Here is an 18,025-nt window from a genome sequence, read left to right on the forward strand (position 1 = left end):
CAGATACGTCTGTTAATTTAAATTAACAGACGTATCTGTTATATCCATCTGCCTACCTGTGAGAAATTGTTGTAACTTGTTATTTTAGTCTAACTGGTTAGAACTTATAACCTGTTATTTGTTTTGGCTCTCCTATCAAGTAGTTACTTCCCTCAACCTGTTATCTGGATTATGTAACCAGTAATCGTTTTTAGTGATTACATTTAGCACTGCTTCAGATTGTGAAGTCCAGTAACCGAAAAGTAGCGGATGAGGGCGTAGATAGGCTGATATGAAGTCTAGCACATCCTGCGGATATTGGAGCGGATAGAGGGTCTACAAAGCCGAACATAGCTGCTAGCACCTTTCTTTTGCTTGCCGCCGGCTCATGGCGGATACGCCATCGCTCTTAATACAGGCGGCAGGAGCAAATGAGTTGGCTTTTCGGTGACATACCGCATCTATTTTGTTCAGAGAATGGTAACAGGTTACTGCCATTGGCTATGGCGTTTGCCCGATTGATGGTACTGACAATGTACAGGTATCAAATTTTTGAAATTAGCTCATTTTTTCTGTGAAAAGGGGGATTTTGCGTGCTATTATACTTACTTTAGATATTAGTAGAAATCTGTTGACTGTTAATCCACTTAACAGACGTACCTGTTAGATGTGTGTCTGACCCTGCCTGTGATGTCTGCATTAACTGGTTGCATAACCTGTTCATATTTGCAATAACTTGTTAATCGTACATATATCTAAGATGCTTATATAGCAAGGCTTTTGAGTACTGGTTAGATTAGCGCGTGAGGTTATAACAGCATATATGCATTAAAGTCATCTAACCTATTATTTATTCTGTTATTTAGTTAGCTAAAGCAGTCTAACAGGTTAGAACGCTCTAACAGTATTGAGGCACTAACAGGTTGAAAAGGATAACAACTTCCGAGCGCGAATAAAATCACTCGCCGCGTCTCTCCCTGCGATCGCACTTTAACAAGATCGCGTCTTATGTTTACTGCGATCGCTAATTTAGTCACCACTGATTACTAGAAAATTACTCAACACGACCGCTTTCATGTTGAGTAATTTTTGTTGACTAAATCCATAGCGATCGCCTGCCAACTTAAGCTTTAACTTAAGAAAATTGACATTACTTTTCAAAATTCAATTTCTGACCGCCAAGAAAATCGCCTATCAATTGTTAATCCCGCCGCGTCTCCAAATTTAGCGATCGCCTCAAAATAGTTATGCTTTGGCTTTTTGTTTTTGGCATAACTTCTATGCCCCGCCGCAGCATAACTAATGCACTGCTTTACTAATGCTAACTTTTATACAATTTTTGGTAGTCACCACTGAATATCCCCTCATTTTGTATCAAGTTTTGATACCGTAGTCACGCACTCTATATAAGTAATTATTGATAATTCACTATGACTACCAGACCATGACTACCAGACCATGACTACCAAAACCCTAAAACCTCCAATCTATTTTTAAGGCATTAGGGAAGGTGGCGATCGCACCTCTCCAAAAATTTTGACACCACTTTTGAAAACTCAAATTTTCCCCGCAATTGGCCGGACTACATCTAATTGCCTTCCCGTCGCGCGGCTAAAAGAAAAAAAGGTATTTGGTGCATGGGGCAGGGTCGGGTGCGGGTCGGGGTGTGCGGGTCGGGGCGTGAGGTTGTCTGTTGCTTTGTCGCGTTCTCGTTACAACCCCACTAATATAGGTCAAACGTGTCATTTTCTAAAAGTGACACAAATGGACAAATTCGTTTTTTCACATTCAATCGGCTGTAATCCTTACCCTGTAAGCGTTGTGGGTGACACAAACTTTTTACTTAGATAAAAACCTCCAAACCTGATACAAACTAAGCATTTTGTACGTATACTCATTTGACCCCTTGCCATCGGGGGCTTAGTGACATTATGAATTTAATATCAAGCATTTTAGCTGTTATATGAAGTTTATTTAAATGTTTTCTTAACTTTCTTAACTGTCTTAACTGTCCTAGTCTTTTTTTAAAAAATATTTTATTTCTATATCTATATCCACCATATTAAACCCAAGGAACAATTCAATATGGCAGCTACTAGTTTTACTATAATCTCGAAAAAAAGTGGTAAAGCCTTAGATTTACAGAATGGCTTTCTTACCGACAATAACCCTATCGTACAATACACAAGAAATGGTGGCCTTAACCAACAATGGATACTTGACCCAGATATTTCAACATTAGTGAGTGGTGCAACTACTAATAGTTTAGATTTTATTGGTACTGAGCTAATATCTACTGTAAATGGGAAACAGGCTCAGGTTGACATAGCATCTATTATTGCTGATGTCCTCGATATTCAAACAGGTGAAGAATATAATGGATATTTAGAAAATTCAGATTGGACACTCCATACTGGTAGTGGAGAACGTACTTATAGAGTTACAGTGAAATTTAATTCACCTTTTAGACAACCTCCAAAAGTATCACTTGCACTCAGTGGACAAGATGCAGGCGGATCAACAAATATCCGACTCAAACTCATAGCTGAAAATATTACTGTAGATGGATTTGACCTTGTTTACAAAACATGGTTTGATACACTAATAGCTAGTGCCTGGGCAACCTGGACAGCAATAGGTGTAAAACCGTAAGCAAAAATTTGCCTCCTAAAAAGCTAAATGCGTAGGGTTGCATTAGAAAATATCTTCTAGTGCAACTCTCTAGTTTGCTGGATTACCTCGCCTACTTCTTCAGATAATCCAGCGATGTAAGTTGGTAATGCTTTATCAGTGCCATATATCGGATAATTTTTACTGATTTTTACAATCTCATCTTGGTATTCTTCAAGTGTTATTTGGCAGATTTTTGGATAACTCATTGAATTTATTTCTAGTTGTTAGCGGTTGTTATTTGGGCTTATATGTCGGGAAATACCCCTTTCCCGACATCACACAAAAAGCACCTAGAGTATTGCATTCAGACTAATAACACCGTTTTAGTTTCTCCCTGCCTTAAAGCCTTCACCACTCAGGAATTCTTCGTTTATCAGCAACAGAATTTTGTCGGTGTCCTTTCCTTTATTGGCATAGCTGGCAGGGTTACTGGGGTCTTTCTTGTTCTCCATACCGAATTTCGCGTTATGGCTAATCACCTCATCCTTATGGGCTTCAATCCAATCACGTACTAGTAACCCATTACAGCCCGATAAATCTCTGAGTGCTTGGTTAGTAATTGCTAGGCGATCTGAATCCCCAGTTGCCACAGTGTCATTGTAAAGACAGATAGCTTGATAAGACCTGCGGATTTTTTCTACAGCTGCTAAGGTTGCTTTACTTCCCCAGACCTCGGCATCGGTTTTGGCTTGCCAGTCAATCTCTTCTTTGATGGGTGCAACCTTGGCAGGTGTGGCAGTAGTAGCAGGTGCTATTGCTCCCCCGTGAGTTACCTTGTTCACCACCTCAATAATTTTTTGTTCTAGCCAAGAATCTAACTCAGTGACATTTAGAGTAACTGTTTGGGGTTGCTGTGCTGTGGTTTCCATTACTGCTTTCTCCTGTTTTAGTTGTTGGTTAGTTGTTTCTAATTGGTTATTGGCTTGGCGTAACTGCTTAACTTCCGCCTCTAGTTGAGCAGTTACGCGCTGTGCTTCTTGCAGAAGCTTTGCAACGTCAACGCGATTTTTGTGGTGTTCAATTAAGCGGCTAACTACTGATTGCTGATTTGGTAAATTCCATTGGGTTTGTAATTCCTTGAGATATTCAAAATCAGCAGGGATAGCTCGAACTTGAACTAGTTTTTCTTTCTCTGGAGCATCGGGGAAACCTACAGGCTTTGTAAGGTAGTAATCGGCATACCCCAAGGTGGTTACAAGATTTTGTAAATCTTGGTCAGTGGGAGCATCCTTAACAAAGTGACCAGCCAACCTACCAGCGTGTAGTATTTTAGAACCCGTTGAACCCTGGCAATCGCGCTCGGTAGCCAGTGCTAAATATGCGGCCCGGAGTGCTTTGCAGTTGTCTTGTTCTTCCCCGTGTCGAAAATTCAAGATGGGGGTTTTATCTTCCTTGTCCCCAAAGTACCCACGCACAACCCGATTAAGTGAACCGTTGCGGCGGCTATCAATGGCGCGGTTTTGGGCTGCTACATCTGTAGGATTTTCGTTAGCCACCTCTGCCAACAGTGCTTTAGTGGTTGGCTCCTTTCTTAACCAGTTCAACCGCTCGATGACGTAACTAGCAGGGTAAAGGGTAGCAATGGGGAACACTGGCTTATCTCCCCGTTTTTTACCTTGACCAGTGAACATTACCTGATAGCTTTGACCCTCAACAGGTGCGAACTTGGCACGGGCTAAGATTTCATGAGGGCGGCGGCCAGTTGCAGCAATTAACCCTACTGCTACTTCATGGAGGTCTTGGGATTCTAACAGCTTACCTGTTACCTCTAAATATTCGTCTGGGCTAATTTCTTGACCATTGTCGAGGCGTAAGCTTACCCGTGTGGTTTCGTTGCGTTCTTCCCAGTCTTTCTTATCCAGACCACACAGCAATAAAACATAGTGCTTTAACTCATAACCTATTACATTGCCGTTGGCATCGTGTTTGAGTACAGAAGCGGCATTTTTCCCTTGCTCTAATGGCAGTGACTTGAATTTTTTATAGAAGCCAGCCCGACTCAGCACAGTGCCTAAGCTTTTAATGCTGTAGTTAGTGTTGGTATTTATCCACTCGTTGAACTTCTCACAGTGTGGCTTGATCTCTTCAAGGCTTTGCAAATCTTTGACCGCAACAAAGAGTTGTTCTACTTGCTCCTGAACTGCTTTAGACATCTGACTGACTCCCCTTTACTTTTAAGCTGTTACTAATTTAACTAACAAGTTAATAAACGTCAATAACCTGTTAAAAATATCTAACAAGTTATTGACATAGTATAACAGGTTAAACTACGCTAATAACAGGTTGAAGAAACCACAGAAAAAGCGGGCTACTAACCCGCAGCTTAAAAATAAAAGGTATTCTCATGTTACTCACAATTGCTAAACCTCAACAATTCCAAGCAAAAGACGACTACTACGATGGTGAATTCGATGCGGCGATTGGACTACCACCTAAAAGCCAGGATGGAGACTACTGGCGCGGATATCTCACCAAAGTGAACCAGACGGGCAACACACCGTTCTAAAACCCAAAGGGTAGGCTCGCAACCTACCCTTAAATTTTGGGAGTATTGGAACCTAATCTTTCACAAGGAATGACGCTCTCAATCCCTTGTCTTCTTGCCAGATAGTCACCCATTGGCAAAGAATACCTTTTCTTTGTCTAACTAAAAAGATGAAATCTTCCATTGATTTACATCTAATTAATATGTGATTGAATAAGATTGAAAAGACACATCTATTAGCGATGAAAGTAGCAAGGCTTTCATCAAAGTAACGAGATTTCATGCACCCCTCCAATTACAATACTGTAGTTACTTTCAAAGGCGATCACCTAGTCACTTTATTTTTGTTGGCTGGCTTTGAGGGCGTTCTATCTGATTTGTTAATTCCCCAGCGATCGCCCCAAGGGACACAAGCCCGATCATGCTGAAAATGATTAGCTTAATTGGCAAGTCGCTAATGCTAAAGACGTGTAGCGATCTCTTCTCAAACTCCCAATTAACCATCATAAATTGCACTGGATTAAAATCAAACCACTCTTGACTTTTGATTAACTCAACATTGCATCGGCTAAATTGTTGATGTAATTCGCCTTCTACATCTGCCATATCCTCTACATAAATAGTCTTGAGAATCTTCACATTACAAGGTGGTTGATTTCGGTGAAAGTTCTCAAGTCTAGCTTCGGGATTACGAGATAACCCAATTTTGCAACGACGAAGGTAACAGCCAGGGATTAGCCCGTGATAACCCTCTGCTTCCATTAAATAGATAAATCCTGGCTCATGGTCATTTTTAGGCTGATAGACAATTGTCGAAATATCATCAAAATTCATATATTTATTTCCAGACTATCTTATTGCTAACTGTGCGCTTTTTGCAGTCTAGACAGCGATATCTATCGTCATTTTGTAGCTTTAAATTTGCACTCCCACAGTGGGGACAGTGGGGACTTGTGCCAGATTGGTGACTACCCCCTATAGTCGGAATTGGTGGCAACGCTGCTATTGTGCCAGTGCTTGCTGTGTCACGCTTTGAGCTTTCCCTTGCCAGACCGTTACCAGCCGTGCCAGAAGCTTTGGCAAGTCTTGCCAGTCGCTTTGTCTCCTCTATTTCTTGATAGTTAAAACTGACTTTATCTAGATTAGGTAAAAAGTAAAGCTTGGGTGAGCGAGAATCGACTACTAAGGCTACTCTTAATAATCTGGCATCATCAGTAACTAACTCGTTTTTATGGTCGATATATTCTTCGATAGCGTCTAGATTACGAGTCAACTTAGCTAGGTTAGACTCGCTATTTTTCCCCTTTCCGTAAGTATTTAGGTAATGTCTAATTTTGGGAATGCCAATGATTATTTCGGTAAAGAGTGACCGATCATCATTCGTAAAACCTGGGATTTGTTTGGTCATCACAGATTGACCCGACACAATCCAGCCGATGTTATTGTGGCCAAACTGTTTGAGAATCTTCTTAAGGTTTTCACCTGCTGCGTAAGGTTCCGAGCAAGAATTTAGAGTATTATCTAATTCATCCCATGCCCAAATTTGAAAGAAGTTAGCAGCGAATGTGGGGTTTTGAACTCGAAAATTTCCGTCGTCTAGGCAATCATCAAAGGATTTAATCGCGGCTGTGGTATCGCCATATTTAAGAAAATGCTCTAATGGGTAATTGCTATCTTTGAGTGAACCAACAGCACCGGGGTAAGATACCGTAACCAGAGTATGAGGCACTTTCTCACCCTTGCCAGTATTGCCGCGAGTGCATCCAGCTTTGACAATTTCGCTAATCATTACCGCAGTGGTTGGGGTTTTACCAACGCCCGGATCTGCTATCAGCCGATAGCGGATAGGGTGACTGACTACATAGTTGATAAATTCGTCAGGAGTCCCAACCATCAACTTAATTTCATCCGTTTTGATGGCTGGCCCCATACGGTAGCTGACCACAACACAATCGGTTATTTCCAGCTTGCGAACGCTTGTTATCTTGAATAGCCCTAACTTTTTAGCCAGGGTTTCAGAATGCTTGCTAATAGCCTCCACAATGGTTTTGGGATGTACAGAGCGCGAATAGCCATAACCAATGTCTACAACGCCGTCAGGCTTCACCTGGAACCCTTTAACGCTCAAAGCTAGCCTGATATCACTAAACAAGGTACGCGCTATTTCGTTGGCGATTTTCCCGTTGATATCAAAGCCAAAGTCACCATACACGGGTTCTATTAAATCACCTTGCAATTGTTGCTGTAGCTGACCTACACGCTCGTTTAATAATTCAATTTGCAAAAGATAGTTTTGGCGTTCACTTGCGATCGCTTCCCCAACCTCATCTAAATTTTCGTTATAGCTACTCGCTAAACTCTTAATAATTTCAGCTTTACTTTGATGACCGTGTGCCACCTTCTCACCCCAGGATTGCAGCCGCCTAAACAACTGCATGGCTTCACTGGTTATCGAGTCATGCTCAGTGTAAATTTTTTCTAACTCCTGAGACTTGGCAAGTTGAAAGCGTTGATTAGCTTCAGTCTCTACTTGAGTTTTAAAGTTAAACTCCCATTGCTCAGTCTCACTTTCTAGATATTCAATACGCTGTTTATCTTGCTGTGACTGGTTAAAAGCTTGATTTAATTTAGCTTGCAGTTGAGCGATTAAACCCGTGTTTTCTAGTTTGTTATGACCTAACGAGTTGATGGTATTTCTTGCTTCTTTGAGTTCATCTCTCAAGGATTCTAGCTGGCTGCTAGCGTTAGTTAACTTTGACTTGCAAGTGTCAAAATCCCTAATTATTTTGTGCAGTGTTTTACCTGCTTGTTCGTTCTTACTTTCGGCATCATTTAGCAATCTCTGTGATTTGGTATCCGCAATAAAGTAAGTGATGAAGCTTGCTGGCAATGCTCCCACACCAAGCATAGAGATTAGTTTGGCTATATCGTTGGTGAAACCTCCAGAAGCTACTACTAAGCCAGCACACAAGCTAAAAGCGCTTAACCCTAACCCGTGAGATAATTTCATGATTTCACCTCCAGATAATCACCCAACTGTGCTTTAAAGCTTGCTAAATTACCTTGTGACTCAACAGTTTTTAGTCGCAATTCCTCAGCTTTAATTTGTGCCTGTAACAGTTTTTGATTTAATTCATCTTTGCTATAAACTGAGATATTCGTATCAGCGATCGTCTTAACTTGGCTGACATCTAAAGCAACTGATTTTTGGGTCGTCACTTCTTTTTGATTCAAATAGTCAAGGTAGTTACCTTTGACTTTCTCAATCTCGGTAGCCGCTTGGATGCCAGCACCAAAAGCCTTTGAGTGTTTACCAATTACAGTAAATTTCTCGCGTGTCAGGTCGAGCGCTGCACCTGTAAGTTTCAATGCTCGTGTAGAACCCTCATAAATTTTCATCCCCTTATCAAGCTGGCTTTGAGTTGCTTGTGGGAGAGTTTCGGGAGGATTTAGCGGATCTGAAACATGGTATTGATTGGGCTGGAATGGTGGCATCATTCCTGGTACTAAGTCAGGGGTGACAGTTAGTAAGCCAGGGATGCGGCCATCTATCGGAATGGTGGCAGAGGTAGCAGATGTGGAATTAGTGCTAGATGTCGAGTTCTGTTTACCTTTTGCCAGCTTTTCTGCTACAGCTTTAGCAGCTGCTTTTGTCGTGTCGATTTTAGCCATTGTTGAAAAATTTTCTAGTGTTGAGTAAGGATTGATATTTAATTTCTAACTGCTTAAATGCTTTGTCGATTTCGCTAAATTCAAGCGCTAATTCCTCATCTAAATCGTATTTTTTGAGTACTTGGTTTAGCTCTATTTCGTCTGTCTTTGCATCCTGAATGTGGCTATTTAAGTCATCCATAAAGCTTTTTTGATATGGGTGCTATATGGCATAATTGCTGGGTAATTAAGATACATTCCCAGAAACGGGATTTTACAAGTGTTGTGAGGGGATGCTGGCAAACATCCCCTTTTTTTTAGCGCCTACTTTGCCCTCTATGCGGCTCTGGCTTTGTTGGTGAATTTACCTTTTCTGCTGATAGGGTTATCTGTTCTGCTACCACTATTTTTTGAGGTAGATTTTCCTTGAAACTAGCAAGGCTAGGCATGATAGATGCAGCCATAACGGGAATGGCTAGTAAGGTAGAGTAAAATTTCATTGCTTGTTAATCTTGACAGAGGTTTATGACCGGGCGATCGCTTCACTTTGGACGGTAGGGCGATCGCTCTATGCCAAGAGCTGAAATTATTCTGTGAAACCTTCAAAGCTAGCTACCTCTAAGTCACTAGCAACAGCCCATTCCAAGTAATTGAAATATTGCTTAACATCACCAAAAGCCACATCACAATCGAAGCGCAAGCCTTTAAACTGTGGATGTTGGCGGATTTGACCAAGTAACTCTTGGGCTTGAGAAACTAGTTCTGGTAAGGAATTAGCGCTCATATTTACTTCTGGTTCAATGCCGGAAATTGTAAAAGTCATGGCGTTAGTACTCTTTCTAATAACCAGTTAACGAAGTCAAGAGGAGATAACAGGATGTTGATCACTCTCACACGATTAGCTTTTTTCCCAGTTCGGTGATGATGCCTTCAATTTCTTGGGCCAAATCAGCTTCATCTGGGGTAACTTCTGGCTTTTGCTGTGCAAGGTTAGCCAAGCCGCGAATTGACCCTAAATATCCTTGTTTTTGATTTAGCCAGTGCTGATTAACTTGCTCTGTCAGTTCAGACTCACGAACGGCCAAATTATTTAGGATGATTTGGTTTTTGACTTGGGCGATCGCGTCTACTAACTGAATTTCTTGCTCTGCCTGTTTGCTCAGTTGCTCTATTAAGCTAATTTCACCACCTCCCTGTGGCTGACTGTGGCTTGTCAAGTTTTGTGCTGGCTGTTGTAGGGATAATTTATTTTCCGGCTGTGTAAAATTTTGTGAACTTCCCGACTGTTCCGACTGTGTAAAATTTTGTAAATTTTCGGGTGACTCTGAGGTGTCGCTAGCCACCTCTGGCAATTTTGGCTGGAAGTATGACGCGATCGCTTCTAAATCTAATTCCGAAACTGCCTTTACAGTGTCGAAATCATCGGGGCGAATATGGCTTAAAGCCAGTCTCAAGCTCTGTTCCGTGGTCATATATCTTAAGCAAGCATCATGAATGCTTACTGTGTCTGCTGTTGGTGCTGTGGTTCTCTTCCGTACTGCCATGATTTACGCTCCCTTCTGTATTTTTTGTAATTGCTGGAATGCTTGCTGGTAGCGGTATCTAGAAAAATCATTCGGGTTTTTGGCGATATAGCCTTTGACTCGTTCTGACCGTCGTAGTTGTGCCATTAGCCGCCCTACTCTGCCCAAAACCCATGCTTGATAGGGTGATAGAGGTGATTCCCGGTCATAACTGCCATCGTGGTTTTTGGGGTAAGCATCTCTGAAACTGGGGATTCTCCAGAAGGCTAAATTCTCCCAAGTGACCAAGGTCGAGCGGCTAACACCCAAGACCTCAGCTAAATATGTCTTGGTAGAGGGGAAATCAAGGAATGAGTCTAAATCTGTAGAATGTTTGCTCCGTCTAGGTTTCATGGGTTTACTACAGTAATCAATGTGAATCAGATATTAACTAGCTAGCAATCAGAATAAGTACACATCAGGATGTAGCACCTAAACGCTAAACCCCTTACTCTGTAAGTCTTTGGGGTACTCGTAGGACGCTAATTAGTGGCTTATTGTCGATTGATTGTTTCTTGTGTCATCATACACTTAATGACACAGCTTGTGCAATATGTGTTATTCCACTTCTAAATTACAAGACGTATCATGAGGTAGAGTGATGAACACGGATAACACAATGAGTGGAAGAGTAAATGTAGTGCTAACTGATGAGGTTTACGAACTTGTCAAAAACTTAGCAGGCACAGAGCGACGTTCTCAGAGTCAGACAGCAGCGATTTTGATTGAAGAGGCTTTAGAGGCACGCAATCTACTACAAAAAAACTCCATAACTGATAAAGATAAGGGGGCCGCATGAATGAAACGTTAGCAACCTATGACGCAGAAAAGCCAGAGTTATCCTCAGAAGCGCTGGAGATAGCAGAAAGTTTTATCACTGCACTAAATAGTTTTAATTGGCGGGCCGACTATTTAAAATTCTGTGAAGTTCTGGGCTTCACACCAGATAGCTATGCTGAAGAAAAATATCAGCAATTCCGAGAACTGGTCAGCTATTTAGACTGCTTTGATAAAGAGGCGATCGCCAAGATGATTGAGGCAGGGCGATGACAAATAACGGGACACCAAATAACAGATTAGATCGGCTTGAGGCAATGCTGACAAGTCATGCTGAGATGCTTAATCAGCTAGCTCCATTAATGGCACAAGTGGCCCAGATAGCCACCACAACATCAGAAACAGTTGCACAGCACGATGAAATACTTACCCGCATTGAACAACAGCAAGAATTAAATACTCAGTCCATCTCTGAGTTGACCGAGAATACCAATCGCGTGTTAGCTCGTAGCGCTGTTTTAGATGATGTGCTTTTGGAATTACGCGATAGCTTTGAGCAACACCAGCGTAATTTTGAAGAAAATCAGCGCACTACCAACGCCGCATTAAATCAACTTGGTGCAATCTTGGTGCAGCTAACAAGGATTGACCCGCAAAACTAGCGATCGCAAGTACAAAAGTACTACCGCAATGGAGGGAGTGGCTTCTGAAGATATGCAACGGATAGAAACAATTTATACATAGGATTTATCAATATCTAACAATATCTCTCAGTACCTATCACTTTGCTTTACACAATCGCACTTTTTTGCAACTTTTTTAGCAGTTCAAACCACAAGCTAGATCCGTATTGAGGTAGAAAAGCTTAGTACGGACGGATCGCGGATCGAAACGCTTGCGATCGCGCATCTCTACTTTGGTTCAATTTTGTTCAAATAGCAAAGTAGGAAAAAAATGAATTCAAATAGCCTAATGTAAAAAAGTTATTAGCCAAAAGAAAACTGATTACATCAGCCCCCGTTTTTGTGAGTGCGATTCCAAATTAGCAGTAGCAAAAGCAACTCTAAAGGATAACACAAAGAAACGTTTTGCAGACGTTTCAAGCGGCAACCAATGCAACCAGAACATTGTTTTTATAGATTTCTTTAGTTTAACTGCTAGATTGCCGCATAACACTAGAACGAGGGGCTGTTCCACATAAAAATAGGAGCAGCCGAAAATGCAAAAACCCCTCACTTGTGACAGGCAGGGGTTTGTGATTGAACTTAACAGTATTCTATCACAGACACTTCAAAAATACCGAAATTCGGAACTATCGAACTATATTAGCGATCGCCGATTAACTAAATCGCTCGATATTCTCGAAAAAGCAGGCTACTCCGGCAATACAGCGATTTTCATGCTGGCTTACTGTCAAAAGGAGGCCGCATGAGAGAAAGTTGCCAGCACTGCGGCTTTGAATTTCGGCTCAATGTCGTTAGCGATCGCCGGACAGGTACAAAATATTTGAGAGCCAGTTGCTGTGATGCTCCGTTGCGTCCCTGCCCTGACCCGGCTAAGTTACTGCGATCGGCTCATCTGAGTCAAGATGAGCGCGATTATTTACAGCGAATAGCAAACCTTGACTGGTTTAGCGGTCAGGTGGCCGCCCTACTTCTGCAAATTGAAGCCAAGGTCAAGGCATCTGGGCAGGTGTCAGCATGAGTAAGCTTACTACCTCCTCTCCAAGTCAGGAATGCCCAGTCTGTGGTGATATCTCCCATAAATGCCGCCACGGTGATGAAATTAATCTATGTATGTCCTTTGCTGATGCCAAGCTTGGCGAAATCATAAATGGTTATAAGCTCCTTAAACACAGTAAAGATGGGATGTGGGGAGTTTTCAAGCTTGACAATAGCCAAGAATGGAGTGATGAACAGCGAGAGCAGTGGCAATTAGACAGAGAGCGGAGAAAGCAACAACAGAAATTCGAGAATGACTTACGCCAACAAAAATCGCTGTCAGCTATTGAACGCGATCAAGAATACCGGAAATTCCTTGATGAACTAACACTTCACCCAGAAGACGAAAAAGAATTATTGCGTCGCGGGTTCACTCACCGAGAAATTGAATTAGGTGGTTGGAAGTCGGTAGATCGATATCACCAGCTAAAGCAAAAATATAACAATTTACTCCCCGGCATCTCACTTAATGGTCAAGTAATTCTCACAAATTCCGGTTGGCTATGTCCGGTCAGGAATAAGGATGGACTAATTGTAGGTATCCAAGTTCGGTTAAGGGTAGTGTCTATAGGCGAGGGGCGATATCGCTGGTTATCCTCCAAAACTGAACAAAACCCAAACGGGCAATCACCTCATGTTTACCCATTAGGGGCTAATGATGGTGAATTGCCTTTAGCGTGTTTCTACCCCAAAGGAGAGCCAAAAGGCATTGCTTTGGCAGAAGGAGTTGGAGCAAAACCTTTTTATGTTGCTCAACGATTGGGAATGCTCACTTTGGGTGCAGCCGGTGGGCAATGGGCATCTAGCCCCGTGACCTTCAAAGAATCGCTCGACCATTTTTCTGAAAAGATGGATGGACTGAAGTCTATTACCATTTATGTTGATGCCGGAGATGTTCTAAATAAATTAGTGGTAGATCGATGGCAGAAAACAGTTCGGCTACTAGAAGAATGGGGCTGGACTGTTCATATTGCTTGGTGGAGTCAAGTCACCAAAAAACATGATGATATTGACGAACTACCATCCGAAAAAATTAAAGACATTGGCTACATCACACCTGATTATTTCTGGGAATTGGCCAAGGATGAAAGGCGAAAGCTTTCTTTAACCAAAGTACTACTTGAGGATGAAAATCTACCTGTTGGTCATGCTCAGAACTGGCAGATGTGGTTAAATTCTCGAAAATACACTCCTGATATTATAATTAACCAAGATGAGTTTACATTTCCAAAAATCCCAGAATCTAATGTAATTGTAGCTGTCAAATCAGGGCTTGGAACCAATAAAACTGGAGCATTAATTCTCAAAATTTTAGAAACTGATATGGGCGTGAGATTGATTGGTTATAGAAACAATTTGTTGTTTCAAACCATCAGTAGAGCAGATGGAAAAGTCAAACTTTATCATTTAAATGGGGAAGATGCAGGAAATTTAATACCAGATCAGGACACACACCTAGTATTTTGTCTTGATTCAATAGCAAAAGTGGATGGCTATTTTGCAGGAAGAGATATATACCTAGATGAAGCTTGCTCAGTTCTTTTACACGCTGTAAATGGGGGAACACTGGGGGATAGCCAACCCAAAATAATCAAAATATTTACACGAGCGCTAGAGGTGTGCAATCGGATATTTCTAATGGATGGAAATTTATCCGATATATATGTTGATTTTGTTGCCAAGCTAGCCCCAAACAAGCGAGTAATCAAGATTGAAAATAAAAAGAAAATTCCACCACACAATATCAAGTTTATTGTAGGTATTGACCCCGAAGGTGAAATTAAAAGGCGCGATAAATCAGCTTTAGTTAACTACATTTGCTCTGAAGGAGTTACGCCTTGGATCGCGTGTGATTCCAAAGAATTTTCAAAAGTTTTAGATAGGCTACTCAAAGACTTAGGTCGATTTGGATTCTGCTTAAATTCTGAAACTGCTGGTGAAGATTGGGCGAAGGAGTTTATGCAATCTCCTAACTTATTCATAGAATCTCGCAAACCAGATTACATGATAGTATCGCCTACAGCCGAGTCTGGAGTCAGCGTAACAGCCAAACATTTCACGGACAAAATGACATTTTTTGTAGGCGTTCAGGCGACTAATGCCCAACATCAACAGATGTTTAGACTCAGAGATAATTCAATCCCTCACTATGTAGTTTGCCCTGAATATTCCTCAATCCAGGATAGATCAACGCCCAAAACCTATCAGCCAAAAAGATATTTAGAAATTTTAGAGGCTCGAATAAATCAATCAGCGATGATGGCTGCATACGATTCAAGCAATCCCGAACGAGTTACGGAAGTGATTACTAAAGCTCTTGCAAGGAATCACGATGAATGGTGGCATCTTGCAGGACAGCTAGGAGCGCTAGATCATTTCGAGATGCAGAATCTAAGATTATGTCTAATTTACGCACTAGAAGAAGCTGGACATAATGTTGAAATACTTGAATGGGATGCTAGCCAGCAGTTCACAGAATGCATTAAGGAAGCCAGAGAAACAGTTCAACGAGAACACGCACAAGAACTTTTCACAGCAGAACCTTATGACACACTTGAGGAGGCTAATAAATTAGCAAAAATCCATCAACGCAAGCCCGTGCAAAGGAGAGTGGAGAAAACACGGCTTTTGGATAGGTTGCCGGATATTGAAAAAAGTGAGGTTTATAGTGCAGACTTTATTTACGAAAGATATGTCAAAGACAAGCACTTTATCACTCAACAGCAACGGTTTTACTTTCTAAATACTTTTGAAATTTCTCAAAAGCGGCACGAAGTTGATTGGTTTTATAAAGCCACGGATCAAGACTTCTTTAGCGCTCGGATGAAAAAAATATCACACTTGGATATTTGGGCCTTAAAAGAATTAAATGTACTGCAATTCACAAGTGGTGAATGGCATAAAGATATGCCAGAAGTAATTGCCTTTATTGAGAAGGCGCGACAACCGGAAATAGTAAAAGCCCTGAATATGAAGCCAAAACCAGATTCAGTAACCGGACAGGAAAGAATTGAGTATATTTCTAAGCTGCTGGAACTTATTGGCTTAAAATTTGCAAAACCTGAGCAAAAAATGATAGACGGGGTGCGGCGACGAGTTCACACTATTAGCTCTAAAGTCATAAGTCACCCCGATCGGCTGGCGGTGCTAGCAGCAGTTGAAAAGAAAATGACTTGGTGGATGGCGGAAAAAAGTCAAGTAGATTGGTCAGAACAACCACTGGAACAACCTATCGCTCAAAATTCTCCCTCCGAAATGGATACATTTACCCTGCACACGACCCCCCCAACTTATATAAACCAGGGGGGTCGTGTGCAGATTGAAAACCCAGAGCAGGAACCTGTTGAACTCTCAGAGTGGATGACAATGGAATCCTTGCAATGTATTGCTGGGGATTTAGAGATTGTGGCGACAACTGAGGATAGTCAGGGTATGGAAATGCTAAAAGATATCCGGGACTGTATGCCACCTAAAGCTTTAAAAGCTGCTGCCAATCTCCTACCGAAGCCATTGTGGTATCGAATTGCCGAGATGGTGAGGTTGCAAGACTTTCCAGTTGAAACAAAGCCCACTCATCAGGAAAAAAACCTTATAGTAATACCGCGCTTGCCGCAAGGGGTTAAGACTAAAAAGGTTCCGGTTCCATCCCTATTGAAGGAAGAACAGGAGTTTTCTGAGTGGTCAACATTGCCAAGTTTGAAAAAACTGGCTAATGAATTTTTAATACCACTAACGCAATATCTACCCGATCAGGCTATCGAGAAAATCAAGCATTTGTTGACGTTTATCCCACCTAAAGTTTTGGGGATTGCTGCTGAGTTCTTAACGGGTGACACAAGACACGTGATCGAATCATTATTACTCCAATTTGATATTGTTTTGGATTCATAACAGAATATCTGAGATGCTGTATTGAGACTTCGCAATTTCAATTGAAAGCAGTCCTTCAAATCCTTGCTAAAGACCGAAAAGTTCAAGAATTCCGTGATAAAAATGGCAATAAACTTGACAGTTTGACACAATAGGAATGTAATTTGACAAGTTGTCAAGCAATTGTCCAAAGATAGAAAGAAAGAAGCGATCGCACTGCTAGCCAAAGGGGCAACACAAGCCCAGGTAGCAAGGAGCCTGTCAATTTCCCGGCAGGCTGTAAGCCTTTGGCTTAAATCTGAAACTTTTCGAGATGAAGTCCAAAAAGCTCGAAAAGATTTTCTTGCCACGCAGAATGAGCATGAAAAGTTAGAGCTAAATAGTTTAGTAGAAAAAATTCCAATCCCAATTTCTGAGCCAATTACAACTTTTAAGTCTGTTCTTCGGCAACAAGAAATTGATTTGCTTTCTAAAATTGAGTTAAACCTACTGCCCCAACTTTTAGAAGGCGGGGGTGTTCGAGTAGCCTCGGTATTACTCAAACTTTCTGAGCGACGTTCCAAACTACTCGGACTGGATTTAAAACCCTACGATGTACTTGAAGCTTTTCAAGTACTGGTGTCGGAGCAATGTGCAGATCCATTCCAAATGCGGGTAGTTTCTGATGGATTAGACCAGATAAAAAAACAGTTGAAATGCGTTACAGATGTAACCAGAGCGATTGAGGAGTGACTAGTCAGTGCGATCGCACTTCCCCAACACCCGATACCCAATGCCCTAAAAATATATTAGAGGTTTGGGTTTTTGGTAGTCACGCTTTGGTAGTCATAGTAATTAGTAATATCTATATATTTAGTAATATATATAGGGCGTGACTACGGTATCAAAATCTGATACAAAATGCGGTTATTCTTAGTGGTGACTACCAGAATTGTATAAAAGCTAGCAATGCTAAAGCAGTACAGGGATGAGGCGGCGCTACGCCTTGCCATTTGGAAAAATAAGGCGCGAAGTTTTCTCTAAGAATTTTGTGGAAAGGAGAGGAGCGTAGCTTGCCGCCGTAGGCATCGCTTTCTCTAAGAATTTTGGGAAAGGGACAGGTGTGATCGCCGCTGCTGTGTGGTATCGAAATAATCCGTACTCTGCATTATTTATATAGTTTGATGCCTAAGCCAGGAAGTCATACCAATTTAAATGGTGTTTAGGGCAGATAGGGCATCAAGAATGAAGGAATACCCAGTAATGGACATAATCACGGATGGTGTTAACTCAGCCAAGAGTTGATCAACTTTGGCTTGCAGTTGATC

21 protein-coding genes are annotated in these 18,025 nt (G+C 41.5%); 9 read left to right on the plus strand and 12 right to left on the minus strand.

The annotated features are described in order from the left end of the window. Positions 1–845: 845 nt before the first annotated feature. Together H6G92_RS35230 and H6G92_RS40655 are read right to left on the minus strand one after the other, a co-directional pair. Positions 846–1,019 (minus strand): hypothetical protein, encoded by a 174-nt coding sequence (locus H6G92_RS35230; protein WP_190901107.1) that lies wholly within the window; start codon positions 1,017–1,019, stop codon positions 846–848. Next, positions 1,009–1,140: a hypothetical protein gene (locus tag H6G92_RS40655; RefSeq protein ID WP_277926867.1), complete on the minus strand. Its 132-nt coding sequence runs from the start codon at positions 1,138–1,140 to the stop codon at positions 1,009–1,011. Before H6G92_RS40655 ends, H6G92_RS35230 begins: the two co-directional genes overlap by 11 nt. Before the next feature lie 924 nt (positions 1,141–2,064). Here H6G92_RS40655 and H6G92_RS35235 point away from each other — a divergent pair. After that, the gene (locus H6G92_RS35235; RefSeq protein ID WP_190901108.1) at positions 2,065–2,631 is read left to right on the plus strand and encodes an H-type lectin domain-containing protein; all 567 of its coding nucleotides are present in this window, start codon (positions 2,065–2,067) and stop codon (positions 2,629–2,631) included. Positions 2,632–2,687: 56 nt separating this feature from the next. Here the strand turns inward: H6G92_RS35235 and H6G92_RS35240 are convergent, their stop codons facing one another. Together H6G92_RS35240 and H6G92_RS35245 are read right to left on the minus strand one after the other, a co-directional pair. Continuing rightward, complete coding sequence (locus H6G92_RS35240) at positions 2,688–2,858, minus strand: hypothetical protein (RefSeq protein WP_190901109.1); 171 nt, start codon at positions 2,856–2,858, stop codon at positions 2,688–2,690. Between the two features lie 117 nt (positions 2,859–2,975). After that, positions 2,976–4,805: a protelomerase family protein gene (locus H6G92_RS35245; RefSeq protein ID WP_190901110.1), complete on the minus strand. Its 1,830-nt coding sequence runs from the start codon at positions 4,803–4,805 to the stop codon at positions 2,976–2,978. Between the two features lie 191 nt (positions 4,806–4,996). On the opposite strand from H6G92_RS35245, the gene H6G92_RS35250 reads away from it, so the two are divergent. Further along, complete coding sequence (locus H6G92_RS35250; protein WP_190901111.1) at positions 4,997–5,158, plus strand: hypothetical protein; 162 nt, start codon at positions 4,997–4,999, stop codon at positions 5,156–5,158. A gap of 312 nt (positions 5,159–5,470) precedes the next feature. On the opposite strand, the gene H6G92_RS35255 is transcribed toward H6G92_RS35250, so the two are convergent. The 8 genes from H6G92_RS35255 to H6G92_RS35290 all read right to left on the minus strand — a co-directional run bounded on the left by H6G92_RS35255 (position 5,471) and on the right by H6G92_RS35290 (position 10,704). Then, positions 5,471–5,971, minus strand: a complete 501-nt coding sequence (locus tag H6G92_RS35255) for a GIY-YIG nuclease family protein (RefSeq protein WP_242059446.1) — start codon at positions 5,969–5,971, stop codon at positions 5,471–5,473. Positions 5,972–5,975: 4 nt separating this feature from the next. Continuing rightward, complete coding sequence (locus H6G92_RS35260) at positions 5,976–8,147, minus strand: hypothetical protein (RefSeq protein ID WP_190901112.1); 2,172 nt, start codon at positions 8,145–8,147, stop codon at positions 5,976–5,978. Next, positions 8,144–8,809: a hypothetical protein gene (locus tag H6G92_RS35265; RefSeq protein ID WP_190901113.1), complete on the minus strand. Its 666-nt coding sequence runs from the start codon at positions 8,807–8,809 to the stop codon at positions 8,144–8,146. The genes H6G92_RS35260 and H6G92_RS35265 overlap by 4 nt, the downstream gene beginning before the upstream one ends. Continuing rightward, positions 8,802–8,990, minus strand: a complete 189-nt coding sequence (locus H6G92_RS35270) for a hypothetical protein (protein WP_190901114.1) — start codon at positions 8,988–8,990, stop codon at positions 8,802–8,804. The genes H6G92_RS35265 and H6G92_RS35270 overlap by 8 nt, the downstream gene beginning before the upstream one ends. 115 nt (positions 8,991–9,105) lie before the next feature. Beyond that, the gene (locus tag H6G92_RS35275; RefSeq protein WP_190901115.1) at positions 9,106–9,288 is read right to left on the minus strand and encodes a hypothetical protein; all 183 of its coding nucleotides are present in this window, start codon (positions 9,286–9,288) and stop codon (positions 9,106–9,108) included. Between the two features lie 86 nt (positions 9,289–9,374). After that, on the minus strand, positions 9,375–9,611 hold the full coding sequence (locus H6G92_RS35280) for a hypothetical protein (RefSeq protein ID WP_242059447.1): 237 nt from the start codon (positions 9,609–9,611) through the stop codon (positions 9,375–9,377). 67 nt (positions 9,612–9,678) lie between these two features. Further along, complete coding sequence (locus H6G92_RS35285) at positions 9,679–10,332, minus strand: hypothetical protein (RefSeq protein WP_190901117.1); 654 nt, start codon at positions 10,330–10,332, stop codon at positions 9,679–9,681. Between the two features lie 3 nt (positions 10,333–10,335). Further along, entirely contained in the window at positions 10,336–10,704 is a 369-nt protein-coding gene (locus H6G92_RS35290) for a hypothetical protein (RefSeq protein ID WP_190901119.1), read from the minus strand. Positions 10,705–10,951: 247 nt separating this feature from the next. On the opposite strand from H6G92_RS35290, the gene H6G92_RS35295 reads away from it, so the two are divergent. The 7 genes from H6G92_RS35295 (at position 10,952) to H6G92_RS35325 (ending at position 17,450) form a co-directional block, all read left to right on the plus strand. Continuing rightward, on the plus strand, positions 10,952–11,149 hold the full coding sequence (locus tag H6G92_RS35295; RefSeq protein ID WP_190901120.1) for a ribbon-helix-helix domain-containing protein: 198 nt from the start codon (positions 10,952–10,954) through the stop codon (positions 11,147–11,149). Beyond that, positions 11,146–11,400 (plus strand): hypothetical protein, encoded by a 255-nt coding sequence (locus tag H6G92_RS35300; RefSeq protein ID WP_190901121.1) that lies wholly within the window; start codon positions 11,146–11,148, stop codon positions 11,398–11,400. The genes H6G92_RS35295 and H6G92_RS35300 overlap by 4 nt, the downstream gene beginning before the upstream one ends. Continuing rightward, a complete protein-coding gene (locus H6G92_RS35305) occupies positions 11,397–11,789 on the plus strand; it encodes a hypothetical protein (RefSeq protein ID WP_242059448.1) in 393 nt (130 codons plus the stop codon). The genes H6G92_RS35300 and H6G92_RS35305 overlap by 4 nt, the downstream gene beginning before the upstream one ends. A 557-nt stretch (positions 11,790–12,346) precedes the next feature. Beyond that, the gene (locus H6G92_RS35310; RefSeq protein WP_190901122.1) at positions 12,347–12,559 is read left to right on the plus strand and encodes a hypothetical protein; all 213 of its coding nucleotides are present in this window, start codon (positions 12,347–12,349) and stop codon (positions 12,557–12,559) included. After that, positions 12,556–12,831, plus strand: coding sequence for a hypothetical protein (locus tag H6G92_RS35315; protein ID WP_190901123.1), 276 nt, complete (start codon positions 12,556–12,558; stop codon positions 12,829–12,831). The genes H6G92_RS35310 and H6G92_RS35315 overlap by 4 nt, the downstream gene beginning before the upstream one ends. After that, positions 12,828–16,739 (plus strand): plasmid replication protein, CyRepA1 family, encoded by a 3,912-nt coding sequence (locus H6G92_RS35320; RefSeq protein WP_190901124.1) that lies wholly within the window; start codon positions 12,828–12,830, stop codon positions 16,737–16,739. Before H6G92_RS35315 ends, H6G92_RS35320 begins: the two co-directional genes overlap by 4 nt. A gap of 162 nt (positions 16,740–16,901) precedes the next feature. Then, positions 16,902–17,450 (plus strand): helix-turn-helix domain-containing protein, encoded by a 549-nt coding sequence (locus H6G92_RS35325; RefSeq protein ID WP_190901125.1) that lies wholly within the window; start codon positions 16,902–16,904, stop codon positions 17,448–17,450. The last annotated feature ends 575 nt before the right edge of the window (positions 17,451–18,025 follow it).

The sequence above is a fragment of the Nostoc foliaceum FACHB-393 genome, assembly GCF_014698505.1.
In the GTDB taxonomy this organism is placed as follows: Bacteria; Cyanobacteriota; Cyanobacteriia; order Cyanobacteriales; family Nostocaceae; genus Nostoc; species Nostoc foliaceum_A.